Origin of the sequence: Salipiger abyssi (assembly GCF_001975705.1) — a bacterium.
In the GTDB taxonomy this organism is placed as follows: domain Bacteria; phylum Pseudomonadota; class Alphaproteobacteria; order Rhodobacterales; family Rhodobacteraceae; genus Salipiger; species Salipiger abyssi.
On record NZ_CP015093.1, the window covers coordinates 227,790 to 252,206 of the forward strand.

31 protein-coding genes are annotated in these 24,417 nt (G+C 63.7%); 16 read left to right on the forward strand and 15 right to left on the reverse strand.

The window, feature by feature from the left end; genetic code table 11:
- Positions 1–6: 6 nt before the first annotated feature.
- The 15 genes from Ga0080574_RS04670 to Ga0080574_RS04730 form a co-directional block, all read right to left on the reverse strand.
- Positions 7–855: a head maturation protease, ClpP-related gene (locus tag Ga0080574_RS04670; protein WP_076695592.1), complete on the reverse strand. Its 849-nt coding sequence runs from the start codon at positions 853–855 to the stop codon at positions 7–9.
- Positions 842–2,089, reverse strand: a complete 1,248-nt coding sequence (locus Ga0080574_RS04675) for a phage portal protein (protein ID WP_076695594.1) — start codon at positions 2,087–2,089, stop codon at positions 842–844. Before Ga0080574_RS04675 ends, Ga0080574_RS04670 begins: the two co-directional genes overlap by 14 nt.
- The gene (locus Ga0080574_RS04680; protein WP_076695596.1) at positions 2,086–3,804 is read right to left on the reverse strand and encodes a terminase large subunit; all 1,719 of its coding nucleotides are present in this window, start codon (positions 3,802–3,804) and stop codon (positions 2,086–2,088) included. Before Ga0080574_RS04680 ends, Ga0080574_RS04675 begins: the two co-directional genes overlap by 4 nt.
- Entirely contained in the window at positions 3,804–4,292 is a 489-nt protein-coding gene (locus Ga0080574_RS04685; protein ID WP_083716770.1) for a hypothetical protein, read from the reverse strand. Before Ga0080574_RS04685 ends, Ga0080574_RS04680 begins: the two co-directional genes overlap by 1 nt.
- 91 nt (positions 4,293–4,383) lie before the next feature.
- Positions 4,384–4,740 carry an HNH endonuclease gene (locus Ga0080574_RS26425; protein ID WP_076705685.1) on the reverse strand — a complete coding sequence of 119 codons (357 nt, stop codon included), beginning with the start codon at positions 4,738–4,740 and terminating at the stop codon, positions 4,384–4,386.
- Between the two features lie 182 nt (positions 4,741–4,922).
- Positions 4,923–5,570 carry a transcription termination/antitermination NusG family protein gene (locus Ga0080574_RS04695; RefSeq protein WP_083716771.1) on the reverse strand — a complete coding sequence of 216 codons (648 nt, stop codon included), beginning with the start codon at positions 5,568–5,570 and terminating at the stop codon, positions 4,923–4,925.
- Between the two features lie 466 nt (positions 5,571–6,036).
- Positions 6,037–6,351: a hypothetical protein gene (locus Ga0080574_RS04700; RefSeq protein ID WP_076695600.1), complete on the reverse strand. Its 315-nt coding sequence runs from the start codon at positions 6,349–6,351 to the stop codon at positions 6,037–6,039.
- Positions 6,351–8,201: a DNA primase family protein gene (locus Ga0080574_RS04705; protein WP_076695602.1), complete on the reverse strand. Its 1,851-nt coding sequence runs from the start codon at positions 8,199–8,201 to the stop codon at positions 6,351–6,353. Before Ga0080574_RS04705 ends, Ga0080574_RS04700 begins: the two co-directional genes overlap by 1 nt.
- Positions 8,198–8,890 carry a DUF7146 domain-containing protein gene (locus tag Ga0080574_RS25800; RefSeq protein ID WP_156876288.1) on the reverse strand — a complete coding sequence of 231 codons (693 nt, stop codon included), beginning with the start codon at positions 8,888–8,890 and terminating at the stop codon, positions 8,198–8,200. Before Ga0080574_RS25800 ends, Ga0080574_RS04705 begins: the two co-directional genes overlap by 4 nt.
- The gene (locus tag Ga0080574_RS25805; protein ID WP_156876290.1) at positions 8,872–9,312 is read right to left on the reverse strand and encodes a hypothetical protein; all 441 of its coding nucleotides are present in this window, start codon (positions 9,310–9,312) and stop codon (positions 8,872–8,874) included. Before Ga0080574_RS25805 ends, Ga0080574_RS25800 begins: the two co-directional genes overlap by 19 nt.
- Entirely contained in the window at positions 9,309–9,482 is a 174-nt protein-coding gene (locus Ga0080574_RS25810; RefSeq protein WP_156876292.1) for a hypothetical protein, read from the reverse strand. Before Ga0080574_RS25810 ends, Ga0080574_RS25805 begins: the two co-directional genes overlap by 4 nt.
- Positions 9,475–9,810 (reverse strand): hypothetical protein, encoded by a 336-nt coding sequence (locus Ga0080574_RS04715; protein ID WP_076695604.1) that lies wholly within the window; start codon positions 9,808–9,810, stop codon positions 9,475–9,477. Before Ga0080574_RS04715 ends, Ga0080574_RS25810 begins: the two co-directional genes overlap by 8 nt.
- A complete protein-coding gene (locus Ga0080574_RS04720; protein WP_156876294.1) occupies positions 9,807–10,052 on the reverse strand; it encodes a hypothetical protein in 246 nt (81 codons plus the stop codon). The genes Ga0080574_RS04715 and Ga0080574_RS04720 overlap by 4 nt, the downstream gene beginning before the upstream one ends.
- A complete protein-coding gene (locus Ga0080574_RS04725; RefSeq protein ID WP_156876296.1) occupies positions 10,049–10,312 on the reverse strand; it encodes a hypothetical protein in 264 nt (87 codons plus the stop codon). Before Ga0080574_RS04725 ends, Ga0080574_RS04720 begins: the two co-directional genes overlap by 4 nt.
- 69 nt (positions 10,313–10,381) lie before the next feature.
- Entirely contained in the window at positions 10,382–10,825 is a 444-nt protein-coding gene (locus tag Ga0080574_RS04730; protein WP_076695610.1) for a hypothetical protein, read from the reverse strand.
- Between the two features lie 362 nt (positions 10,826–11,187).
- On the opposite strand from Ga0080574_RS04730, the gene Ga0080574_RS04740 reads away from it, so the two are divergent.
- The 16 genes from Ga0080574_RS04740 (at position 11,188) to Ga0080574_RS26715 (ending at position 24,143) form a co-directional block, all read left to right on the forward strand.
- Positions 11,188–11,874 (forward strand): S24 family peptidase, encoded by a 687-nt coding sequence (locus Ga0080574_RS04740; protein WP_198039773.1) that lies wholly within the window; start codon positions 11,188–11,190, stop codon positions 11,872–11,874.
- Positions 11,875–11,920: 46 nt separating this feature from the next.
- A complete protein-coding gene (locus Ga0080574_RS25815) occupies positions 11,921–12,415 on the forward strand; it encodes a hypothetical protein (protein WP_156876297.1) in 495 nt (164 codons plus the stop codon).
- Complete coding sequence (locus Ga0080574_RS04745; protein WP_198039774.1) at positions 12,405–13,178, forward strand: DUF1828 domain-containing protein; 774 nt, start codon at positions 12,405–12,407, stop codon at positions 13,176–13,178. The genes Ga0080574_RS25815 and Ga0080574_RS04745 overlap by 11 nt, the downstream gene beginning before the upstream one ends.
- A gap of 204 nt (positions 13,179–13,382) precedes the next feature.
- A complete protein-coding gene (locus Ga0080574_RS04750) occupies positions 13,383–13,712 on the forward strand; it encodes a hypothetical protein (protein WP_156876299.1) in 330 nt (109 codons plus the stop codon).
- A complete protein-coding gene (locus Ga0080574_RS04755; protein ID WP_076695618.1) occupies positions 13,709–13,918 on the forward strand; it encodes a hypothetical protein in 210 nt (69 codons plus the stop codon). The genes Ga0080574_RS04750 and Ga0080574_RS04755 overlap by 4 nt, the downstream gene beginning before the upstream one ends.
- On the forward strand, positions 13,918–14,166 hold the full coding sequence (locus Ga0080574_RS04760) for a hypothetical protein (RefSeq protein ID WP_076695620.1): 249 nt from the start codon (positions 13,918–13,920) through the stop codon (positions 14,164–14,166). Before Ga0080574_RS04755 ends, Ga0080574_RS04760 begins: the two co-directional genes overlap by 1 nt.
- The gene (locus Ga0080574_RS04765; protein ID WP_076695622.1) at positions 14,163–14,804 is read left to right on the forward strand and encodes an HNH endonuclease; all 642 of its coding nucleotides are present in this window, start codon (positions 14,163–14,165) and stop codon (positions 14,802–14,804) included. Before Ga0080574_RS04760 ends, Ga0080574_RS04765 begins: the two co-directional genes overlap by 4 nt.
- Positions 14,804–14,992 (forward strand): hypothetical protein, encoded by a 189-nt coding sequence (locus Ga0080574_RS04770; RefSeq protein WP_076695624.1) that lies wholly within the window; start codon positions 14,804–14,806, stop codon positions 14,990–14,992. Before Ga0080574_RS04765 ends, Ga0080574_RS04770 begins: the two co-directional genes overlap by 1 nt.
- Positions 14,989–16,080, forward strand: coding sequence for a tyrosine-type recombinase/integrase (locus Ga0080574_RS04775; RefSeq protein ID WP_198039775.1), 1,092 nt, complete (start codon positions 14,989–14,991; stop codon positions 16,078–16,080). The genes Ga0080574_RS04770 and Ga0080574_RS04775 overlap by 4 nt, the downstream gene beginning before the upstream one ends.
- A gap of 634 nt (positions 16,081–16,714) precedes the next feature.
- Positions 16,715–16,963 carry a hypothetical protein gene (locus Ga0080574_RS04780; protein WP_076695626.1) on the forward strand — a complete coding sequence of 83 codons (249 nt, stop codon included), beginning with the start codon at positions 16,715–16,717 and terminating at the stop codon, positions 16,961–16,963.
- Between the two features lie 17 nt (positions 16,964–16,980).
- Positions 16,981–17,340 carry a hypothetical protein gene (locus tag Ga0080574_RS04785; RefSeq protein WP_076695628.1) on the forward strand — a complete coding sequence of 120 codons (360 nt, stop codon included), beginning with the start codon at positions 16,981–16,983 and terminating at the stop codon, positions 17,338–17,340.
- Between the two features lie 4 nt (positions 17,341–17,344).
- The gene (locus Ga0080574_RS04790; protein WP_076695630.1) at positions 17,345–17,887 is read left to right on the forward strand and encodes a hypothetical protein; all 543 of its coding nucleotides are present in this window, start codon (positions 17,345–17,347) and stop codon (positions 17,885–17,887) included.
- The gene (locus Ga0080574_RS04795; protein WP_076695632.1) at positions 17,887–18,207 is read left to right on the forward strand and encodes a hypothetical protein; all 321 of its coding nucleotides are present in this window, start codon (positions 17,887–17,889) and stop codon (positions 18,205–18,207) included. The genes Ga0080574_RS04790 and Ga0080574_RS04795 overlap by 1 nt, the downstream gene beginning before the upstream one ends.
- A 349-nt stretch (positions 18,208–18,556) precedes the next feature.
- Positions 18,557–18,997: a hypothetical protein gene (locus Ga0080574_RS04800; RefSeq protein WP_076695634.1), complete on the forward strand. Its 441-nt coding sequence runs from the start codon at positions 18,557–18,559 to the stop codon at positions 18,995–18,997.
- A 188-nt stretch (positions 18,998–19,185) separates the two neighbouring features.
- Complete coding sequence (locus Ga0080574_RS04805; RefSeq protein WP_156876300.1) at positions 19,186–23,037, forward strand: hypothetical protein; 3,852 nt, start codon at positions 19,186–19,188, stop codon at positions 23,035–23,037.
- 977 nt (positions 23,038–24,014) lie between these two features.
- Positions 24,015–24,143, forward strand: a complete 129-nt coding sequence (locus Ga0080574_RS26715) for a hypothetical protein (RefSeq protein ID WP_257787898.1) — start codon at positions 24,015–24,017, stop codon at positions 24,141–24,143.
- The last annotated feature ends 274 nt before the right edge of the window (positions 24,144–24,417 follow it).

Consider the following 24,417-nt stretch of genomic DNA (forward strand, 5'->3'; position numbering starts at 1 on the left):
ATTTCCTCAGATCGAGTTGAGCTTGGTAAGGAGGGCCGACAGCACCTCCCGGTCATCGGCAGCGCCAGACATGCCGGTCGGGGCAGCGCCAGACTTGCCCCCCTTGAGAGCGGCGAGAAGCTCCCGCCGTTCGGATTTCGTGGCCCGCGTGCCCGTGGCCAGCATCAGGTCGAGCTTTTTCACCGCCGCCAGCTCCGCAGAGGCCGCGTTCGACGGCGCCGCCTCGACCTCGTCCGCGTCGAGCAGCGCATCGGCAAAGCCCTGCGCCACCGCCGCCTCGCCGCCGATCCAGGTCTCGCGGTCGAGCATCGCGCCCAGCTCTGTCTCGGCGATCCCGGTGCGCGCGTGGTAGATCCCCACCGCCGCCGCATCGAAGGGGTTCAGCCAGTCGGCCACCTCGCGGAAGGCGTGGCGGTCGCCGGCGGCCACCACCCAGGTGTTGTGGATCATCAGGAAGCTGGCCCGCGCCATCTCGATCCGGTCGCCCGCCATCGCGATCACCGAGGCCGCCGAGGCCGCCATGCCCAGCACCCGCACCGTCACCTCGCCCCTGTGCTCGCGCAGCAGGTTGTAGATCGCCAGCCCCTCGAAGAAGTCGCCGCCCGGCGAGTTCACATTCACCGTGACCGGCCCCTCGCCCATCGAGCGCAGCGCCGCCGCGATCCGCTTGGCGCTCACCCCGTCGCCCCAGACATCCGCGCCGATGGCGTCCAGGATCGAGATGCTGCGCCGGTCGTCCTCTCCCGCCGCCGCCCGGATATCCGGGTTCCAGCGGGTCACCACCTTGTCCGATACCTGCGACGTCACCCCGGGCCGCGCCGCGACAAAGGCCTTCGGCAGATCACGCTTGCTCATTGCTCTTTTCCTTTCCCAGATCCTCGAGCGGCGCCAGCGCCGTCTGCGCCAGCAGCGCGTCGGCGGCCGGGTCGTCATGCCGGGGCAGGTTCAGCTTCTGGCGCCGCTCATTCGCCGTCATGGTGCCCGACTGGCCCATCCTGGCCATGAACTCGCCCTTGGCCCTGCTGTCCATTTGCAGCAGCGCCTCGCGGTTGTATTCGCAATACCAGCGACCGCGCTTTTCCGGCGGCACGATATCGCGCTGAAGCCGCGCCTCGATGCGGCTCAGCAGCGGGTTGAGCCCCAGCGTCAGCCAGGACAGCATGATCTGCTCGACCCCGCTGCCCCACATGGTCTGCCCGTCCCCCGCATGCCCGATGATGATCGGCGGCACGCCGAACCAGCGGCACACGTCCTCGACCTGGAACCGCCGGGTCTCCAGCAGCTGCGCGTCTTCCGGGTTCATCTGCAGCGGCTCGAACTTCAGCCCCGCCTCCAGCACCATCACCTTGCCCGCCCGGCGCGAGCTGACATAGCTGTTGATGATCTCACCGAGCTGCGCGCGCTGCTGCGCGTCGAGCGTCTGATCCGAGGCCAGAACGCCGGCGACCATCATCGCATTCGAGAACACGCTGCCGGCGGTCTCGTCCGCCGCAAGCGCCGCCCCCATCGAATTGGCGCCGTATCTGATCGTCGAGAGCCCGATGCCGTTGCCCGGATCGAAGGCGCGCAGATGAAAGACCTTGTCCTTCGGCAGCCGCTCCAGCTTGCCGCGGTCGTAGAACTCGTAAACGATCCGGCCCTCGGCATTCACATAAGGCGTCAGGTTCGGCAGCGGCGACAGCCCGACCATATTGCGGCCCAGGACTTTCTTTTCCGCCACCGCATTGCCGCGCATCGAGAGGTTGGCGACCATGCCCTCCCAGAACTCGACCTGTGTCTGCACGCTGTTCGGCTGGCGACAGATGATATCGGCAAAATCCGGCTCGATCTCGACCCGACCGCCATTCGCGCTCTTCTCATAGACCTTGAGCGGCAGGGTCGCCGCCGTCTGGCTGAGCTTGCGCACGCAATCCCAGACCGCCGAGACCGTCAGCGCGCTGTCCTGCGACACCGGTTTGCCCGCCGTCGAGCGATAGCCCGCCTGCGGAAACACCCCGGCGCCCGAGAGCGCGACCCAGCCGGACTCGCCGGCCGCCAGGGACGCGCGCGCGCCCTGGATCGCGCCCTTCATCAGTCGCGCAAGCTTCATATCGCCATCACCGGGTTGTTCAGAAAGTCGTTGAGATTGCCGCGCCGATGCGCGACCGGGTTCCAGCTCATCAGCATGACGCTGTTGAACATCGCCATGAGCGGGTCGATCTTGGCGCTGCCGCTCTGCGCCTTGGTCACGATCACCGCATTGCCCCGCGCCTCGGTCCTGGCGTTGCCGACGCACCAGGTCATGATCCGCTGGCCGCCATGCACCATGCTGCCGTTCTTCAGCTTCACCGGCGCCGTCTTGATCGCCGCATTGAGCTTGTAGCCCTGGCTGATCGCCCGGATATCCTCGATCCGGAACCCCGCCTCCACCAGCGCGTCGATGATCGAGCCCACGCCCTCCGGATCCATGCCGATGCCGTCCTGCTCCGGAAACAGCCCGGCATCGCGGATGCGCGCGCAGATCTCCACGATCTCCGGGTTCGCCTCCTCCTCGATATTGTCGACCAGGATCAGTTCGCCCGCCTGTTCCAGCGCCACCAGCTCCGGCGCGATCTTCTTGCGCAGCGTCAGCACGTCGCGATCCGCCCAGGCCCGCGCCCAGCCCTGCCAGCGGCTGGTTTCCGCATGCCGCCCCAGCACGAAGAGCCCGAGCAGATCGTCGAGCCCGCCGCCGTCGATGCCGACCACACAGACCTCCGAGCTGGCCAGGATCCGCGCCAGATCGAGATCCGCCCGCGCCGCCGTCGGCCAGTAATCCGCCCCGACCCAGCGGCCCGATTTGAGCCCGAGCCCGATCTGCACGTTCAGGTGCTGGCTGGCAAAGAGCGCCAGCGCCTCCGGCCCGTCCTCCTCCGCCTTGCGCATCTCGCGCTGCAGATAGGCCCGCGACACCGAGCGCTCGAGGTTCGGATTGACCATCCCCCAGGTCTTCGGATCGCGCCACGCCTCCGCCTCGGCCATCTTCGCCGGCAGCTCGTAGAGCACCGCGAGCATCGGCAGGTCGATCCTGCCGTCGCGCACCGCCCGCGCGGTCTCCAGCTCCTTTTCCCACTGGCCGGTCGGGCGGTCCTTCGATTGCGTGGTGATCTGGAGCAGGAACCCCTCGGGCCGCGACGCCAGCCCGCCGCGCAGCTCGACGAAGATGTCCGGCGCCTTGGGCTTGCTGCCCAGCACATGGGTCTCGTCGACAAGGATGAACGTGCCCTTCGAGCCGGTCACCACATCGCCATCCGCCGAGAGGATCATGATCACCGCCCCGGTGACATGATGGGTGATCTCCTTGAGATGATTCTGCACCCGGAAGAGCCGCACCAGATCGGCGTCGAGCGCGATCATGTTCTTCGCCTGCTTGAAGGCGATGCCGGCGATCTTCTGCGTCGGCGCGATCAGCAGGAGCTCCGCCTGCGGCCGTTCGTTCATGATCGCGGCGGTCACGATGATCGCCGCCGCGATGGCGGATTTGCCGTTCTTCTTCGGCACCAGCAGGAAGAACTCCTGCAGCATCCGTTTTTTCAGGTCGGGATCGTAGCTGCCGAAGATCACCCGCACGAGATCGAAGACCCAATCCTCGCACACCTCGCCATAGGTCGGCGTGCCGATCAGATCGGGCACGCGCAGCCGCTTGAAGATCCGCAGCGCCTTGTCGGCCACCGCATCGAAGAGCGGCAGATCCGGCAGCAGCGACCGTCCCGCCACGATCCGCGCCTCCCAGTCCGGCACCGCCGTCGACCAGGCCGGATCGAAGAGCGCCTCCGCGCCCTCCATCAGTGATAGCTCCCCGGGCTCAGATCGCCGCCCCAGAGATCGCCGCCGCCCGTTTCCGCCACCTGCTCGGCGGCGCGCCGGGCGCGTTCCTTCTTGCCCACCGGCACCTCCGGCGGCTCCTCCTCGCCGGCGCGGTCGATCCGCGCCGCCGCCAGCCGCCGCTCGTTGTCCTCCATGAGCTGGCGCACCTGCCGGATCGCCCCCATGTCGCCCTCCAGCGATTTGCGCACCGCCGTCGAGAAGATCAGCAGCCGCAGCCGGTCGGGCATCTGGTCGCGCATCCGCAGCAGAGGCCCAAAATTCCGCTTCAGCGTCGAGACCCCGATGCCCAGCGATTTGGCGATGCGCTGGTTCGTCCAGCCCTGCATCAGACCCGCCTCCAGCATGTCGAGGTCGGTTGCCGTCAGCTCCTTGCGAGGCCGCCCAGGCGCGCCCTTGCCGGCCCGCACGGGGTTGCCGAACAGGTCTGTTTCGCGGATGTCGTTCAAAAACCCGGTCTCCGAATAAAAAATCTCCCGGTGAGGGGGGCGCGGGTCTGGCCGCCCAAAGCCCCCGACTTTGACCCCACCCCCCGGCCCGTCACGCCAGGCCGCGCTTTTCCCGGCTCTGCTTCACCCGGTCGTGCCATTCCTTGCTCACCGACTGGAGGTTGGCCTCATCCCAGAACAGCGCCGGGTCGCCGCGATGCGGGCGGATGTGATCGACCACCGGACTGTCGCCGGCAGGGTATGTGCCGATCAGCAACACGCCGGTCTGCCGGCAGACATAGCCGTCCCGCGCCAGCACCTTGCGCCGCAGCTTTTGCCAGCGCGCCGTGTTCAGCCAATCCGTCGAGCGCCGCGCCGGCGTATCCCCACTGGCAGGCGCCGCCCGCCGCAGCCGCGACCCCGGCGCACCGATCCGTGACGAGATGCCCCGCCCTTTCAAACGTCCCATGCCCATGGTCCAGAAACGACAAAGCCCCGCTCTTGGCGGGGCTTCGGGCACATTGAAGGCGTGTCAGACGTGGCGTGCAACCCGTCCGCGCCGCCCACCTACCCGGGTATCAGTCCGCTTTGCGGGGCACTCCGGGCCTGAGGCTGTGTGAGCGGCACGTTACGAGCGATCCATGCCGCCTGTCAAGCCGCCCCGGAAGATGGCGCAACAAGGTCGTCTGGCGAGGCAGTCGCCGGCGTCGGGCGGCCGAACAGCTCCAGCTGCACCCGGGCACCGCCATCGGCCAGCAACTCGACCACCTCGCATTGCAGACCGGCGAACGGCCCGGCGCGGAACAGCGCCGTATCGCCGGCCCGCACCCGCCGCGCCGCCGCCGGCGCTTTCTTCCTCGCCCGCCGCTCCTGCTCCTGGCGCTCTTCGCGGATCCGCATCTCATGGAGCGCCCGAAGACGTTTCGGCCCCAGCACACCCCATTCACCATCCCGCCGGCACAGCGCCCCGAAGAGAAACGGCGACGTCAGCACCCGATGCGCCACCGGCACGCCGGCAAAGCGCGCGAACACATAGCCCGGCAGATACCGCCGGTGATACTCCCGCACCCGCCCACGTTGCCGCGACCGGCGCACCGTCACCGGGTGGAACGCATAGACCCCGCGCGCCGCCAGCCAGGCCTCCGCCTGCCGCTCGCGCTGCGGCGCGCAGAGCAGCGCATACCACCCCGCCGCCCCCGGCTTGCAGAGCGGCGCCACCGCCTTGTCGCCGAGAACCACGTCGCCGACCTCCAGTGCCCGATAGTCCGGCTCTCCAAACCACACCATTCCTGCGCTCATGCCAGATCCTTTCAATATTTAGGGCCAACTTTACCCTTATAGACCATATGTTGATTTTCGATTGTAAAGAGAACGGCTTGAACGGCCCGAGGGAGACAGGGCACGGCCTGAGACACAGAAAGCCCGTGAACAGGTAAGCCATTGAAATGATGTGAGAACGAAGGCGGATCACGGCCCGAACGGCCCGAACGGCGTGAGATGCCAACTAACGCATAAGACGGCTCTTCCCCCACACCCCCTTTCTGTCGCGCGCATGCGTTACCTCGCATTTCAGGCCGTTCGGGCCGTTCAGGCCGTAGAACCCGCGCAAGGGATTGAAATCGCGACATTTCCCCCGAACCCCATGTCGCGCCGTCGAGCCGTGACAGCGGCATGTCGGGCCGGTCGAACCGTCCTGAATTCCGAAAGAAGGGTGAGGGGTGCGGGGTGCGGGCCGCGCTTGCGCGCCGGGCTGCGCCCCGGGGGATCATGGATCGAGGCCTTCCGGCGGCAACGCGCGCAGCCAGGCGTTCACCTCGGACGCAGGGATCTCGCAAACCGAAACCGATGCCGCGGACTGCACGGCCCCGCCGGCCGCCTGCCGGCGCGCGGCGGTCTGATCGTAAGTCGATTGTCGCGCGCGGCGGAGCAGCCGGGCGCAGTCGGCTTTCGTGCGCGGTCGCGAGCAGAGCGCCAGCGCACCGGCCCGCGCCGCCTGCCCCAGCATCTCGTCGAGCGCGGCGCGCGGCAGCCGTTCCAGGCTCAGGCCGCAGAGCAGCCAGTATTTGTCCGGCAGGGCCATCAGTCGGCGCCGCCTCCGGCACTGGCGGTCGCCGCCACCGGACGCCCCTTCGCATCGCGCGGCGCCGTATCGAAGCTGCGCCGGAACAGATCCACGAACCTGATGCCGCGATACCCGGTCGCCTCGCGCTTACCGGGGCTGTAGGTCTTCCCGGTTCGCGGATCGCGATATCGGTTCGCGAGCCCCTTGAACTTGAGCGAGACCGTCCGGTCGCCCCACATGCCCTCGCCGCGCAGATCGAGCCACAGGTTGAAGCCCTGAATGATCTCGCGCGCCAGCAGGAAGTCGCCGGGATCACCGGTGACCAGGCAGGCGTCGCCGAGGAAGGTGCCAATCGGGTCGCTATCGGCGCGATATTCCTGTGTCGCGTCCAGCACCTGCTGCGGCTCCTGGAGCCCGCCTTCCAGATATTGCACAAGCCCGTCGACCAGCCAGTTCAGGATGCCCGCGCGCTCCGCCCAGAGCTTTTCGCCAAGCTTCTCGTCACGCTCGGCCGCCGGGATCTGCACATCGAACGGCACCAGAAGAACGCGCCGCCAGATCCCGTCATCGGTGCCGCGAATGTCGGGCTTGTGGTTGCCCGACATGGTCAGCTTGAAGAACGGATGCACCTCGATGAAATCGGCATGCAGCTGGCGCACGAGGATCGGCTCCCCGCCGGTCAGCTCCTTGATCAGCCCCTCTTGCAGCCGCTCACCCTCTTCCGGCTCGGAGGCGCGCACCATGCGGGCATTCATCAGCGGGAAGATGTCGGGCGTCGCGTCGCCGCCGCCGCGGCGGTTCCGGCCCGTGAAGGATTCGATCTTCGCCGCATGGGAATAGTCGCTCATCATCCTGGCGATCAGATCGACCAGCACCGATTTGCCGTTCGCGCCGGCCCCGTAGAAGAAGGCGAATTTCTGGATCTTCAGCCCGGTCAGTGAAAGCCCCAGCCAGCGCTGGAGAAAGCCGCGCATCTCGGCATCCGGCTGCACCCGGTGCAGGAAGGCATCGAAGAGCGGGCATGTCGCATCGGGGTCGTATGTGACCGGCATCATCTGTGTGATCAGCTGCGGCGCATTGCGGCCGGGGATCGTCACCTCGCGGGCATGCGGCTCGGGCGCGACATCGGCCGTCTTCGAAAAGCCGCTATCGCCGCCGCCATCGACCGAGAACCGCAACAGGCCGGATTCGGTGTTCACCGTCAGCGGATCGGCATTCAGATCGTCGACCTCGCGCGCCAGCTCGACCGTCGCCTCGGTCAGCATCGCGTCGATCTTGGCCTTGTTGCCGCTCGACTTGGCAAAGGTCCGGTGATCCGATTTCATCGTCGAGCGGCGATCCTTGAGCTTGCGGATCCAGCTCAGCCGCTGTGTCAGCTCCTCGAGCGCGACCTCCTGCTCGGTGGTCGGCGTGCCGGCTTTCAGCTCCGCGCGCAGCGCAGCCTCTCGCCTGCGGATCTCGACCTCTTTGCCGATCTCACGCTGCTGCCAGTCCTCCAGGACCAGATGCGGGATCTCGCGGATGATGTGGTGCTGCACGCTTTGGGCATGGCGACGCACCGAGATATCGTCGGGATCGAGCTTCCAGCGCCGGCCATCCCAGACATGCCAGCCCACGCGCGGCACGACCATGGCGTCCTGGCCGCAATAGAGCGCGAACCGCCGGCCATTGCCGGTGTCATTCAGCGGCAGGGTCGCGCCCTGCGCCTCCGGCGGCTCTTCGGTCGCACTGCCGGCGCCGCCATTATCGCCATCGTCTCCGCGGCCCGTTGTCTCGCCCGGGTCATCTGGAAGCGGCATGTCATCCGGCATGTCCACATCCTCGGGCGCGGCAAACCGCGCGCGCACCTCGTCCAGCCTGTCGCTCATCCGTCCGCGCCCCGCCCGGCCAGCACGTCATTCAGGTCGACACCCTGCCCCGCCTGCACGATCTGGCCGCGCAGCCCGGGCCGCAAAGCCATGGCGCGGCGCAGGCCGCATTCGAGCTTGTGGCGCGTGGCGCGGGGGTCGGAATCGCCGTCCTGGATGAAGATCAGCCGGCGCACCCAGGGCGGAGGCACAAAGGCCTCGGCATCGCTCATATCCGGCAGGCCGGCATACCTTAGGCCGGCGCCCCGCTGCGCACGCCCCGCCATGTTGCCCAGATCGACACCGGCCCAATAGGCCGCGCCGGGAACCGCATCCGCCGCCAGTGCCGAGAGCGTGGTCTCGATCCCCTCGCCCATCACCAGCGCCTCTGCATCGTCAGGCGTGACCAGCCGGATCGCGCCACCCTTTTTCGAGCCGCGCACCAGTTTCGCCGGCAGCGCATCGCCCTGCCACGCGATCCGCGCCTTGCCGTGAGGCGGCTCCGGATCAACCCATGTCTGATGCACCGCCGTGATCTCGCCCGCCGGGTTCAGCACCCCCGCGATCATGCACGGCCCCCGATGCACCGTCACCAGCTCGCCGCCGATCTTCTTGACATAGGGGTGATCGGTCAGGAACCGCAGCGCCGGCGGGATGCTCGGCAACGCCCCGGGCGCGATGCCGCGGGCCGTCAGATAGGCCCGCACCACGCCCTGGGCGCCCGGTCGTGACCGCGCCCAGATCGCGCGCGCGTCAGCAATGGCCCGCTCGCGATACCGATCCTGCGCCGCGCGATCACGGCGCGCCCGCTCCTCCCCCGCTGCCGCCGGCGCGCCAGCTCCCCGGGATCGACCTGCGCCGGCGCATCGCCGCAAAGCCAGGTCAGCGCCGCGCGAAAGTCACAGCCCAGAACCGCCATGACCAGGGCGATATTGTCGCCGCCGCGAATGTCGCAACGGCGGCACAGAAAGGCATGGCTGCTCAGGTTGATCGCGAACCGGTCGCGCCCGCCGCAGAGCGGGCACGGCCCGATCAGCTCACCGCCGCTGGCCTTCAGCCCGACGATGCCGAGCCGGTCGACCATCTCACGCGCCGAGATCGCCTTCGCTTCGTCCAGACGTGGATCCGTCACAGCGTCACCCCCAGCTCCCTTGCCCGGGCGCCGAGCAGCGCCGGCTCCCCGGTCTTGACCGGTCGCAATTTCCAGACGAACACGGCCGCCCACCAGCCGCGCAGCTCATCGACCGACAGGTCGGGAATGCGGGCGAGAACGTCGCGCGGGAGGGTCCGCGGCTCACTCAAGACCGCAATCCTTCCTGGCACACCAGTCGTGAATTCGCTCCGCCTCGATCCCGCGAAGAACGCCTTCGGGACGGCGGAAATCCATCTCCGGCAGCCAGTTATCCAGCCAGGACAAAAGCCGGTCGCCCGCGCGCGCGGCGTCGATCCTCACGGCGGCAAAGAAATCCCGCACCGCGTCTCTGGCGAAGGGGTCGTCATCGACCCAATCGAACATGGCTTCGACCAGCACGATCTGATCCCTGCCCGTCAGCACCCCCGCTTTGGCCTTCAGCGCCACCGTTGCCGCCTGAAGGCCGAACGCGACCCGCGGCGATTTCCGCCCGTTCATGGCCAGGCCTCCACGGCATCGGCCACGGCGCGCAACTCCGCTGCGAGGCGGCGGCGCTCACGCGGCTGGTCACAGAACCCGTTGGCCACTGGCGCCGGTTTTCCCTCCATCCCGCTCGGCGGCACGAAACGTAGCGACCACATGAAGTTTCCGCAGGTCGACCGGCTCAGATCCATGGTCAGATGCGCGACCGGCAAGCTCCGCTGGCCGGCCATATCGAGGGGGTAAGGTCCGGAACTCATGAGCGCCACCAGCGGCGTGTCATGCCCCCATCGCGGTTTTCCGGTTTCAGGCACTGGCAGACAGGCACACCACGCGCCGCACACTCCGCCTCGTGCCGCGCCTCGTCATCCCGAACCCGCTTGAACAGCCCGCAGACGGCAGCCCGTGAGCGCCCGGCGCGCTGGCCGATTTTGGACGCGCTCAGACCATCGAAATCACGCATGTCGAGCATGTTCAGAAGCATTTCATCATCGGTGCGCGAGGGCATTCGTGCGGGCATGTCAGATCTCCAGCGGAAAAAGCTACGGCGCCGGGGAGGACGCCGCGCGGGAAGGGATAAGGTCGTTGGTCATGCCGCATCCCCTTTCCGCACGCCCATCATCGCCTTGAGCCTTGCCATGGCTCCCGCGGTCAGGTCGTGCACATCGGCCAACTCGGCATAGGCCCTGGCCACCGCCTGCGGATCGTCCGGATTGGCTTCGAACTCGGCCAGCGCCGTGACCCCTTCGGTCGCCTCGCGCAGCATGTCGAGATGACAGGCCAGCTCAGACCGCGCCGGCCCGCCGGTGACCTCGCGGCTGCGCATGTTGAGAAACGGATACCGGCCCGAGGCGTTCTCAAGCGCGCTCGCCCAGGCATAGGGCACCTCCGCATGCCCGTTCTGCACCTTCGAGATCGTGCCCCGCGACACCGTGTGCCCGACCGCCGCCTCTATCGCCGCCGCCGCCGCGTCGACACCGCCGACCGCCTTGACCAGCTCTCCGAACATGTGGGCCCGTAGCAGGATGCTCATGGGAAACCCCTTTTTCTTGGTGTTGCGTCGGCGCTGCCCCATGGTCGAGGCATGGGACAGCGAGGGGATTCAGGCGGCGCCATCGACCGGCGGCATGAAATCGGCGGGTGTGAGCTCGACGCCGTTCTCGCGTGCTACCTCCATCAGGCGGGGGACATGACGGTAAGGGATAAGCCCGTTGGTGCCGCCCCGCTCGCGCGGAGCCTGCCACATCGACACACGCGTGCGGTGAATGCCAATCGCTGCGGCGACCGCTGTAGGCCCTCCGAGGGCCGAAATGATGCTGCTTGCCGGTTCCATGGCACGTTGGTAGCGATTTTAGCTACAATCAGCAAGACGCAATGTAGCGATTTTCGTTACAGATGATGTTCGCATGTAGCGATATTCTGTTCGCCGACATGATCGCGCGAACACCCATCTCCACGCCGCTGAATGAGTGGCTCATCCAAGCCCTTGATTTCTCGGGCATGAGCCAATCTGCACTTGCAGAACGCCTTGATGCGGTCGTGCCGAAGAAAGTGGATCGCTCAACCGTTAACAAAATGGCCCTCGGAAAGCGCGCAATCTCTGCAGAAGAGCTCCTTAGGATTGCCGAGATCACAGGGTTTGACGTGCCTGGTGAGATACCCTCCACACCGACCATCGCCATCGCCGGAACGGTCGGCGCCGGAGCGCAGGTTCCAGTTTTCGACGCCTACCCTAAGGGTGGTGGGCCGCAGGTAGAATGCCCGCCAGGCCTGTCACCGCATGGCGTCGTGGCGGTCGAAATCGCAGGCGACAGCATGGAGCCCGTGTTCAGCGCGGGTGACCTGCTTTTCTATACGCGCCACACACATGACGGCGTGCCCAACGACGTGATCGGCCATCGCTGTGTTGTTGAGGATGAGGACGGCATGGGGTGGGTGAAGCAGGTAAAACCCGGCGACGAACCGGGCCTGTTTCATCTGATTTCTTTGAACCCCGGGGCAAACACGATGTGGAACAAGGGCTTGAAGTGGGCGGCGAGGGTACGGCTGCACTGGCCGGCCGAGCTTGCAAGAAAGATCTAAAGCGTAGCGCGATGTGAAACTGGTATGGCGAAAGGTGCCGAACATCTTGAAATCAGCACGCCCTCAGCTTTGGAAGAAGCAACCCAAGGCGGTTATCAAAGATACCGGCTGGAAGTCGGGAGCCATCCCCCCACGTAACGCACCGATCTTCGTAAGAAGCAAACCTCTGCCGCCCGCGTGGCGATGGCGATCACTAGCCCTGAAACTACCAGATCAGTCAGAGGCGCACTGCCTGTTTGAAGTCGCGCCAACGTTCGATAAGTGGAAGGCCTTGTTGATGGTGCCGGCAGAAGGAGGAGAATGGTCAGCGATTATTCGCCTAGAAGACCAACCACGTCAGTCAGGTCTTCACGTTCATGTGGCATGTGATGGAACTCTGACGCCCGGACCACGATCTATTGATCTGCCGGATAGACTTCCTGAACACGGAAAATATCACAGGAGGCAGAGAACTTGGACACCAACGACGTTCTTCCACACCGCTTGCGATTTTCTTGCTATCCTGACTGATGAGCAACCCGGTCTCTTTGATGAAATCTGACGAACTCAAAAACCTAATTTGTCGCGAGTTTTGCGGCGGACTGTCGGTGTCTACGGTGCCGGCAGGATTTGCTGTGTCTACAGATGTTGCAAAGTCATTTGGCGACCCCATCAGCTTCTACCTTTCAGAGGCCAATGGTGAGTTCACCGTCGAAGATGATGGCGACTTCATCGCCACTGCTATCGCTTCGGGGACATTTACGGACACAGGAACAAGAGCATCTGTACTCGATGCAATGCTGGAAGAGCATGGTTCTTATTTAGACCGTGACAGCTGCCAAATCAGACGGGAACCGATCGCTGGCGAAGGTCCAGCTCGCGCAGCATTGAGCTTCCTTTCCGCCATGATCAGGGCACGAGATATCCTGCTGCTCAACCGTGAGAATGTTGCCTCCACCTTTGCTGACGATGTGCGGAGCGCCATAAAAGAGAATTTCGGCAACGACTACGTGATCGAAGATGAAACTGAAGCAGACAATCCTGCAGACGTTCTACTGAAAAGTAAACGCACAGGGCTTCGAGCTGCCCTCATCTATGCAGCAAACTCAAACGAGAAACTTATGGCCGCGCTGTTGCGGCACCAAGAACGCGAAGACGATGAGGCCCCCGTGATCGCAGTGGTTTCAGGTCTAAACAAAGGCGGGGTATCCACTCGCCGATTTGAGATGGCACAAAATAGAGGCCTGCTTATGCCCTTCTTCTCATCCGGGCCGAAGCAGGCGATCAACTACATACGCGACCACGTCAGGGCTGACGCAGCATAAACCCACCCAAGATCAACCTGAGCTGAACCCACGCCAGGCGCTTCTGTCAGCCGCAACGCCGGCAGGACTATTAAAGCCCTCAAGCAGAATGTAGCGAATTTTACTACAACGCCCCTTGCGAATTGTAGCGATTTTCGCTACTACCCTTCATCACCCCGCCGAAGACGCCTCCGGCTGATCGCGGGCTCAGAGATGGAGGACACAATGCTTCACCCCACACGTTTCGCCGGCCTGTCCCGCATGGTGACCACGCCGGACCTGGTCTTTCACAGCCCCGTCGCCGTGCAGGACGCCTGGTTGCAGCTCAAGGAAGAGCAGCGCCGCGAAGACGGCAGCTCGGCGCGCATCGAGGGGCGCCATGCCGCCCGGCTCGAAGCCTATCCGAGCCACTATCCGGCGCCGCAGCGCCCCAACGAGGTGGACGCGGCGCGCGTCGCCGCTCTGCCCTCCATCCGCGCCGCTGTCGATGCGCACAAAAACCGTCGCGGCATGATCGCCCGCATGATGGGGCGCGGCGATGGAGGCGCCGCATGAGCGCCGTGACGATCCAGAGCGTGCTGGCCGAAATCGACGAGATCACCGATCTGCGCGACCGGGCGCGGGCGGCAGCCGCCAGCGCGTCCGGCCCGGCGGCGCTGGTCTTTCACGCCATTGCCAGCGACGCCGATACCCGCCTCCGCGCCCTGCGCCGCAGCTCGCGCAGGGTCGGGCACCAAGCCATAGCAGAGGGAGCATTGTGATGAAAAACAAGCTCACGGATCTCAACAATCACCTGTTCGCCCAGCTCGAACGACTGTCAATCGAAGAACTCAGCGCCGAAGCCATAGAGCAGGAGGTGAAGCGGACGGAGGCTATCGTAAAGGTGGCCGATCAAATCACCGGCAATGCCGACCTCCAACTCAAAGCCGCAAAGCTCTTCGCGGAGCATGGCCAGGGCGTTCTTCCGATGCTGCCCCAGATCGGCAACAACAAGGGAGACGATGCATGAAGGGTCGCCCCATCGAATACAGCGATGCGGAACTGTTCTGGATTCACGACAACCACACGCGCCCGCGCCGCGAGGCGCATGCCGAGTTCGTCGATCTATGGGAACGCCCGGATGTTTCGCTGACGAACTTCAACAGCCTCTGCAAGCGCAAGGGCTGGATGACGGGCCGCACCGGTTGCTTCGAGAAAGGCCAGGAACCGCCGAACAAAGGACGGAAAGGACATTGCGCACCAGGGAGCGAAAAAGGCTGGTTCAAGAAAGGCGAACGGCGCGGGCGCGCGGTCAAGCTCTACAAACCCATCGGCACTGAGCGCATTAGCAAAGACGGCTATATCGAGCGCAAGATCCATGACGACATGCCGCTACAGTCGCGCTGGCGTGCCGTCCACCTGATACGATGGGAAGAGGCCCATGGCGCTCTTCCCGAGGGTCACTGTCTGAAGTGCCTGGACGGCGACAAGAGCAACACAGCTCCAGAGAATTGGGAGGCGATCCCACGCGCCCTCCTGCCGAGACTCTCCGGAGGGCGCTGGTATCGGGGATACGATGAGCTTGAACCGGAAGTGCGTCAGATGGCGCTTGCTACGGCAAAGCTCGACCACGCCGCGAGGAAGCAGAAGCGCCGGAGGAAGAGCTGATGGCCAAAACTGCCGCACCATCCATGCCAACCCCGCGCCAGATCGCGGATGCACTCGATGCCGTCAGAGCGCTAAATCCCGGCGCTCGCATCGTCTCCGTCGGACCGGACGGGGTGAAATTCGACTATGCCCAAGACGAAAATCAGGGCAACAAGGTCACGACGCTCAAGCGATACGGTGAAAAATGACCCCCCCGAACCCCTTCCCCGGCTGGTATTCCGAGACCCTGCCGTCTGGCAACATCCGGCATATCGTCCGCATGAAGGGGAAGAAGGCGAAAAAGATCACCGTTCCAGTCGGCCCGGATCACCCGGACTTTCTAGAGCACTACCGCGCCGCCCGCGTCGGTGAGAAATGGGAGGGGGCGCCAGTCGCCATACAGGCGCCCCGCGAAAGCCTGGATTGGCTGCGCGAGAAGTACCTCGCCCACCTGACGCGCATGGTCGATGGCGGCAACGCAAGCCCCGCCACGCTAAAGCAACGCCGCAGCCTGCTCACGCGCCTTTGCGACGAGCTGGACGACGACGGTGACCGCTACGGGGATCTGCATCTGGACCTTCCGACGCACGCCCTTGTGCGTGTCAGGAACGCCCGCGCCGCGACCCCAGCCGAAGCTGACAACATGATGAAGGCGGCGAAGGCGATGTACAAATTCGCCATTGAGATAGGCGCGGCTGAGATGAACCCCGCCGAGGGCGTGGGAAAGATCCACAAGAGCAAGGGCGGAACAAAGCCATGGACCGCCGACGACATGCGCCAGTTTGCCGAGACGCACCGGCCCGGCTCTACTGCCTTCCTGTGGCTGACCCTCGCGATGTTCACCGGGGCTCGCATTGGGGATCTGTGCATCCTTGGCCGCTCGCATGAGGTGACGCGCAACGGAATCGTGCGACTTGAATGGCAGCCGGGGAAAAAGGGCAGCGCGCCCGTGTCTCTGCCGATCCTGCCGCCGCTTCTCCGAACGATCCGGGCAATGCCGGTGATCGGCCCGGCCTACCTGCTGTCGGAGCGCGGCAAACCCTTCAAAAACGTCGAGACGCTGCGGACGCGGGTTCGCCGTTGGTGCGACGACGCCGGCCTGCCCGAGAGGTCGTCCCACGGTGTACGCAAGGGAATGGCGACGATGCTTGCCGAGGCTGGCGTTAATGACCAGCAGATCGGCGCGGTGCTGGCTCATACCCAGCCATCGACCACCCGGATATACACCGCGAAAGCGCAGCGCGGGATGCTTTCCGAGCAAGCCCTCGCGACCATCGCTGACATTGAGTGGGGATAAAAACCGTGGGGCACCCCTATTCTAACCCATTGATTCGAAAGGGGCGGAATAAGGCGATCCGTGGGGCACCCGCATGTTGAAAACGTTTGGAAAAATCGCAAACAGGGTGCGCCGTGTGGGGGCACCAAATCGCCTGAAATCATTAGGTTTTTTGCCGAGAGGGGCCAGTCGAGGGGCCTTTGGCTCATTTGGTGGTCCTTCGCGCAGGGCGACACCTCTCGATCATTTCACCGAGCTCAATCTGCAAGGCTGCAGCCCAGCGCCAGGGGCACGAGTACACTTCCAAGTGTTGGGTCGCCCCTGCGCTGATCCGTTTGCCATTGGTCCGCTCGCCACGGCCCGTCACATGCGTCATTCGCTTAAAGCCCTTGCGAAGGTCGGTCCGATGCAGGTCACAACCGAGGGCAAGCTTCGCGCCTGACGGCGCTCGCGACCACCACACCCGACATCGGTTCCGCTACATTTACGGACCGGCCCAGCACAAATTCGAATCACTCAATCCTGTTCTGGTTCACAAATCTTGACATTAGTCAAGATGTATGTTATTGATCGTGATGCAGGTTGAATTGAGGGCGGGGTCCTCAGTCAGCCGATCTCCTCACATCAACAACGACCTGACTAGCAGGATACACCCTTGGACCGCCTTTACATCAAACACGACGACGCCGCCGCTGCGCTCGGCTGGCAGCCGAACGAACTTCGCATCCTTCGCCGCCTAATGGACTGCCCACTGGCACAGCGCCGCGTCAGCGGCAGCAAAGCACTGCAATTCGAAGTCGGCCCTCTGATCGAATGGCTCGGCCTCGTACTGCCCCGGTTTTCGCCAGTGCGGGAGCAGCGCATCCTTGAAGCGGCGCGTCCAGCGACCGCCCTCAGCTCCTGACAGAAAGAGCATAGCCAATGACTAAGAGCTTGACCCACGAACAACGGCTGGCAGAAGCGCGTCAGCGTGTGCGCCTCGACCGCCACCTCGCCGACCAGGGCGTTCCCGAAGCCGCGCGCGACCACTTCCTCGCTGAGCTGACTGGGACTGAACTGATCCGTAGCTACCTCAACGGCGCGCCGGAGCCGACCATCGACGAAATGACCAAGGCCGTCTACGCGACCGAGCAGGGCAAGCTCCTGCGTGAAATTCTTGACGAGGCCGGGCAATTGGACGCAGCCCCGAAAGCGACGGCGCGGGAAGAGCAGCTCCGTCATTTGGCCACGCTCCCGGCTGCGAAACGGATCACCGAAGCGCGCCGCCTCGGACTGGCTTAGTCTCATGACTCTCCACGACGAGATCGTCTCCGGCTCCGTGGAGTTGGGGGACGCTCAGCGCGAGTCTTTCGCCACCAAGGTCGCCCGTGGCGTACAGAAGCTCCGGGCCTACAAAGAGGCCTTCGGCGACATGGCTGAAGACGGCGATCTCGCAGAGGTGTCAGTCCGGAGCCGCGCCACGCGGCTGTCGCAGGTTTCCGAAGTCCGGGACCGCATTCATTTCCTTCGTCGTGAACGCGATGAGAGCGCCGCAGAGAGCCTCCCTGACCGCTGGGATGCCCGTTCTCTGGCAGATGTGGCGGTCGAGGCGACACACGCCCTGAGAGACGCTCTGCGCGTCTGTGAGGCTGATCCGAGCGTTCCGGAATCGGCCCGAAGTGCGATCCGCCGTGAAGCTGTCCGTCATGCGGGTAGGGTACATCGCGCAGGGGCGAGAGAACACGATCACACGCTCCCCCGCGACGGTAAGGTCTCGGCGGCGCTGGCCGAGACGCTGCGGGATCGGTTGACGCTATGCACCTGCGGCACAGGCAAGGAGAGGGGCTGATGTCCATCGAGCGCGATCCGCACGCCAGTCTCGTTGCCGAGGCCGCTATATCGAGTCTCAAGGCCCTACGGCTGGCCGTCGATGACCTCCGTGCAGGACGCAGCATGGCCTACAGGCGCGTGGCGGAAGAAGCTGCGACCCTCGGGCAGTGCCTCGGGAAGATTGCAGCATGGCTAGACGAAATGCCGCCCGCCGAGCGCGCCGAAGGGGAAGAACGCAAGTCTGACCCGACGCTACTCGCCGCCGCCGTTCTGACGCTCGACCGGATGAAGCGACTCCAGATGTTCGGGCCTTGCCCCGCGTGCGGCGGGGTCCGATGACCGTCTAAACACTCCACCTGCGCGTTGGTGAGACACACTCAGGCTCCTTGCGCTCGCCGGGTGCGCTCTCTTCTGCGCTTCCGAGCTGAGCCTCCCGCCGGAGGGCCTTGGCTTCGGCGGAACTTTCTTCTTTCAGAATTCGTCGTCGCCCGCCGGGGCGGCGATGGATGGGCTGGGCGGTAACTCGGCAATCTTGCCACGGGGAGACGCCGCTCAGCTCACAAACCCTGACCCGGCAACAATAGGCTAGGTTCCCCCCCCCCGATCTGCTCACCTGCCCATTCCTCGCGGGACCGCAGAGCCAGCCAATGATCACAACGAGGAGCACATTATGAAAGGCATCTAGACGATGTATCAGCACTTCCAACAAAATGCCCGCCTTGCAGCCCTCACAGGCCGCGTCCTCGGTGCATCCGACACACCATCCACGCCCGATCAAGCCCGCGCGCTGGGCATGTCGATGTTGTGGATGATGTCCGACGAGGATGCGCTTGAAGCACAGTGCCTCGCCGCTGAACTGCGCGACCTGTCCGACGAGGCGCGCGACCGTTTCGCGTCCACCCGCCTTCGTCTGCGGATGACCACTATCACCCCACATGTCAGCGACGAGATTGGCTGCGTGGCCGCACTACTGGCCGGTTTCTTTTTGGTCAATCTCGGTGACGCCATGCGTCCAGAAGACTGGCGGGACTACGCGGACCTGTGTGTCGCCGACGCTGGTGTGGCGACGGTGTCGATCCCGCCGCAATACTCGTGGACCGGACGGCAGTTCGTAAGCAACGAGGACTAAGCTCCGTTCTCATTCGTCAACACGATACTTGCACCATGCAAAAAAATGACATGAAATCATAGTGTTATTGCAATCATGCGTATCGTCGTGCTACAAACGCAGAGCAGCCGCCCTGTTAACGATCGACGTTGGCGCGTGGATCAGGGCGGCTGCTCATACTGTCGTAATATCAAGTGGTGATACCCGAAATGTCCATGAAAGACAATCCTTCCAGCGGGCTGGAAGGACGTAAGCACGCTATGTCCAGTGCTCCGATTACGAAGATCGCAGAGTTCCTCGATGAGGTGTGCCCGAACGCCAAAACCGTGTACGTCTTTGACCGCTCCAGCCCTGATGTAGGGGGCGAAGTGGCGCGTGTCGGTGTGGAAAGCGCCATCGCGAGGTTCGATGATCCGTACCTCTGTCTCGACGACGAAGAGGGGGAGGTGCTGACCGTTGCCCTGAAGGCTCATCAGGACCAACCTGTCGAACACATTTCCATGCGAATGACCGGGCCGGACAAGACCGTGATTTGTGTCTACTACCTCGCGGACCCCGTCAAACTAGACGATTTGCCCGAAGGTGTATTCATCGACGCGTTGCCGTTTCCTGTCGGGCGCTGGACGGCTGAACTTGGCGAAGAAGAACGGCTGCACCGGATTGATGGTAATCAGATCGTCATCATCGAAGACGACGCCGAGGATCCCGAGGTGGAGAATCCGGGTGAAGGTGAGGAGGTTGGCGACCATGAATTTCTGAACGACGCCACGCTCATCGGGACGGAATGCCCGGAGTTCGAGGCCATGCTTGAACAGGAAGCCACCTTCCTGACCGGCAAGGTCTACCCGGACAAGCCGCACAAGAGCACGCAGGCGGGCCAGTGGAAGCCCGTGAAGATGAAGTTCATCCAGCACATCATCGGCTTCGAGGCGACCTCGAACAGCCCGGCCTACGGCCTGTCGCGCCACCCGGTGGGAAAGACCAAGGACGGACTGAGCTTCGTCATGGGGTCGTCCATTGGCGGGCAGCGCAAGGCCAAGGCGATGGACACGATGTACGCCATCGGCCTCGACATCGACTCCGGTGCCACGCTGGAGACGGTGCGCGCCAAGATTCTCAAGATGGGCGTGGCCTGCTTCCTCTACACCTCGTGGAACCACGGGAAGAGCGGCGTGACCCTCAAGCGCGATGACGTTCTCAAGAAGCTGGAGATCGACGGCGATCCGACGCTGGAGCAGGTTCACGACTACCTGCGCCACCACGGCAAGAACCGCTTCGAGGAAGGCTTCATCAAGCGTGTGACCATCGCGAAGCAGAAGGTGCAGGAAGAGGATGGTGTGAAGATCGTCCTCGACACGCCGCCCATCGACAAGCTGCGCCTCATCTTCCCGCTGGCCGAGCCGGTGAAGATCATCGAGCTGTCCGAGCGCCACGATGATGCCCTCGCGATCTGGGAAGACAAGATCACGGGCCTCGCGCAGAAAGAGCTTGGCATCCACTTCGATACGAGCTGTACGGACCCCTCGCGCCTCTTCTACACGGCGCGCCACGACCAGAAGTCGAAGGATTGGGTCTGCGAGATCGTTCAGGGCAAGCCGCTCGTGTTCGACGAGATCAGGTCGATGCGGAAGTCGCTCTACACCCGGAACCGCGATCTTAACCCGTTCGTCGAGGCGGACGACTTCTCGCAAGGTGGGCAGGTCCCGAACATCTTCCTGCCGTCTGGCCGCTCGCTGAACGACTGGCACAGTAAGTATGGCAAGTCCAGGTTCCAGATCGCGGACATGCTGCAAACCGGATGTCCCGAACGCATCCGCGTTAGCGGCGGCGAGGCATCGGGATCGGTCCATACCGAGTGCCCCTTCGAGCACCTCCACACCAAGGAGGGTGGCACGGCCACGATGGCGACCAACGCCCTCGACAGCCAGTCCGGCTACTGGACGTGGTTCTGCCACCACGACGCCTGTCAGGACCGGCACAAGCTGGAGTTCCTCGGAGAGGCGATCAAGGAGGGATGGTTCCCCGAGGAGGTTCTCTTCTCGGATGACTACCTGCTCCCCGCCGAAGAGGAAGTGGTCGAGGACGACCCCGAGGACTACAAGCCGTCCGAAGACCCGGAGACCCCTCCGGAGCCGAAGACCCCGCTTGAGCTGGCCCAGAAGATCACAGCTGAGTCCTCCGACGAGGATGTGCAGAAGCTCTTCAAGCGCCTGATCCGCCGCAAGGTGGGCGAGATGGACAAGGAGAACGTCATCACGGACATCGCCAAGCGCACCCCTCTGGGCAAGAAAACGCTCAACAAGTGGTGGCGCGAAATCGTCAAAGTGCACAAAGAGAAGCAGGCCGAAAAGGACCTAGACCCGGACGCGCTGATGAGAGTGGGCGACCTTATGGATGTGAACAACGACCTCCCTGTACTCGTCCAGCACGCCAAGGCGGGGATCATCGCCGCCAACACGAGCGAAGCTCAGTTCTTTCACTTCATCGACGCGCCCGCCTTCGTAAGGCCGGACGCATCCGGCAGGCAGAAGATTCACGCGATCACGACGCAGCGTGCGATGCGGGCGAAAATGGATGATATGGCGAGGTTCGGGAAGAGAACCGCGGGCGAAGACTCCAGTTTGAGGCATGTCCTTACCCCCGCAGACGTTGCCGACAAGGTGCTTTTTGACGACCTCAGCTTCCTCCCCCCACTAACTTCTGTAACCAGCACCCCGTTCTTTGCGGCTGACGGAACGCTCATCGACAGGGACGGCTACCACTTCGCCTCTGCGACCATGCTGCGGCTCCCGTCTGGTTTCGAGATGCCTTCGGTGGCAGAGAAGCCCACCGAAGAGGATGTACTGGAAGCTAAGCGCCTGCTCGTGGAGGAAGCCTACGGGGACTTTCCCGTGAGCGGCGTCAGCCGCAATGACTTGGTCGCGGAGGCGCGGGGCGAGGAGGCGATGACCGAGGTCGAGGCCGCAGGTCTTAGCCACCTGATTGCCGCGACCTTGCTACCGTTCTGTCGCAATATGATCGACGGTCCGACGCCGGGGCATCTGTTGAACAAACCCGCCCCCGGAACGGGCGCATCTCTCTTGACCGACACCCTGTCGATTGTGGCAACCGGCACTCCCTCCCCGGCGCAAACGTTCCCGGCGAACAGGGAGGAGGTAGGTAAGACGATTACAGCAACCCTGATGGCGGGGAATCCCATCGTCTATTTCGATAACATCAGCCATGAGCTGGACACTGGAGAGTTGGCTTCGGCGATGACGGCACCGACCTACTCGGCGCGCATTTTGGGTGAGTCTGCAATGGTAGAAACCGAGGTGCGCTGTATGTGGCTGCTTACCGGCAACAAGGTGAAGATGTCCGGGGAACTGGCGCGCCGGTGCATCTTGATCCCGTTGGATGCGAAGACCTCGGAGCCGGACAAGCGCACCGGCTGGCGGCACAAAGATATTCGTGGCTGGGTCAAAGCCCGTCGAGGTCAGTTCGTTTGGGCCTGCCTTACCCTGATTCAGAACTGGATCGCCAAGGGCAAGAAGCCGTGTGATACCGAACTGGCCTCCTATGACCGCTGGTCGGAGGTGATGGGAGGTATTCTGCGCGAAGCTGGACTGCGGGGCTTTCTCGCGAACAACGATCTGCTCAGGGAGGCGGTGAAATCCGGGCTGCAGGAAGGGGTGCGCGACCTTCTGGATTTGCTTGCAAGTCTTCCAGACGGCTCGGTCATCCGGCTGGGTGGGTGGGCGAAGCCGCGATGTTACAAGGATGAGGAGCGCATCGTAGTATCTCTCATGCATCTCTTGAACCGCGACCCCGATTTCAATGCGAAGCTACCCAAGGCTCTCCATGCAGAGGCTTCGGCTGAGAAGATCATCGTAGCGGGCTGGGGTTACAACTTGCAGGCGGAAGAATACAAGACCGCCAACAAGATCGGTGTTGAGTGGCGCGCGCTGGCAGACCAACCGCAAGAGGGTTTTTGTGCGGAGGCGGAGGCCGTGGTCCCGCTGCGGTTCGAGGCGAAAAAAGATGAGAGGGGAAAGGATTACTGGTTGCTCCGAAGGGAGTGAGGCGTTGGGGTGGCCTAGGCTATTGGGTGGGGGCGGCGTCAGTCGCCTCCTCTTCGCATCATTCATGGCGGAGGCGCGCACCGCATGGGGTAAATTTACCTCACATCCCGCCTCGATATGGGGGCGAATTTTATCTTTATGATTTCAATGCCTTAGTTGCATTCTCCCCGCATCACCCTATTAAACGAGGCGACTAGTTGAGCAGCAGAGTCAAAAATTCCCGCGCAGCGCATCGGCCTTCGCTGACAGGTAAAATAAATGCATGCCCGTCCTTGCACGAGGAGCAGCGTTTCATGGGGGGATGCGGGGAGGTCTTCCGTATGGGTCTGATTTGTAACAACTTTTTCTGCGCTCATATAGTGGGAGCATGCGGCGTATATGCTCCCGAGGCGGCTGTCGATCCGTGTCGGAGGAAAATGTCAAAAAGTTGCGATATGGGGTCAATACATTATCCGCTGCATCGCGCGGCGCTACCTAAGCTCAGATCCCAACCCATTCAGATGTCGGACGCTCCCTTGACCAGTGGCAACCTCGATAGCGCCGCAATACATCGGCCACTGTGAATCATGTCCGCACACCGCGTCCAGCTTGTTACCCATAGTCAGCTCCGAGTACGCGGATGGTCTTCCACGCTGATAGCGGAATTCTTCCCGCAGTCCGGCCCAGCGCGTCTGTACGCCCTTCCCGCAGTGCTGCGGGCAGAGCGGACCGAAACCTTCACAAGAGCGCCCCGTGCCCTTTCGCCGGGTGAGCTAGCATACCTTCGCGCCGAGATCGAAATCGACACATCTCTGACGCTCGCAGAACTGCACGCCGCTGCACGCCGCAGGTGGCAAGGCCGCCATTCCGCCGCTCCGCCACCGACCGGGCGGGAGCATCTGGATCGGCTTGCCGTGAATCACGCGCGGCACAAGCTGAGTAACCTACACAGCTTCTATGGCAAGGTTCGCCCATTCGCATGTCAGGTGGCCCGCAACATGATCCTCGCCGAGATCGCAGTGGCCTGGCCGGAGTTGGCAGCGGAGGCCTTTGGTCAGATGTCTCTAACCGACCCAATTGGCGAACTCGCGGCTCTGGAGACCCCTCCGGCCTCAAATCCGAACTGACTCGCGACCATTTCGCCGCAACGCTGTCTTGACGCTCGCTTGTTTTGACAGGAAAGCATTTTGTGTCTGCCAGCGGCGAGAACCCATCCTCTGGCGAGCGCCACCGCCATTTCTGATCGCGGCACCCGGCTCGCGCCCTATTGCGCAGGCTCTTGCTGTGGGAGCGCTCCGTTGTAATCATCGCGCGATGCAAGCGTTCCTCTCTTTTGCCCTTCTCGCGATCTTCGTCTTTCTGATCATGCCGCACTAGGGAGCGGCAATCCAAACGTCATCC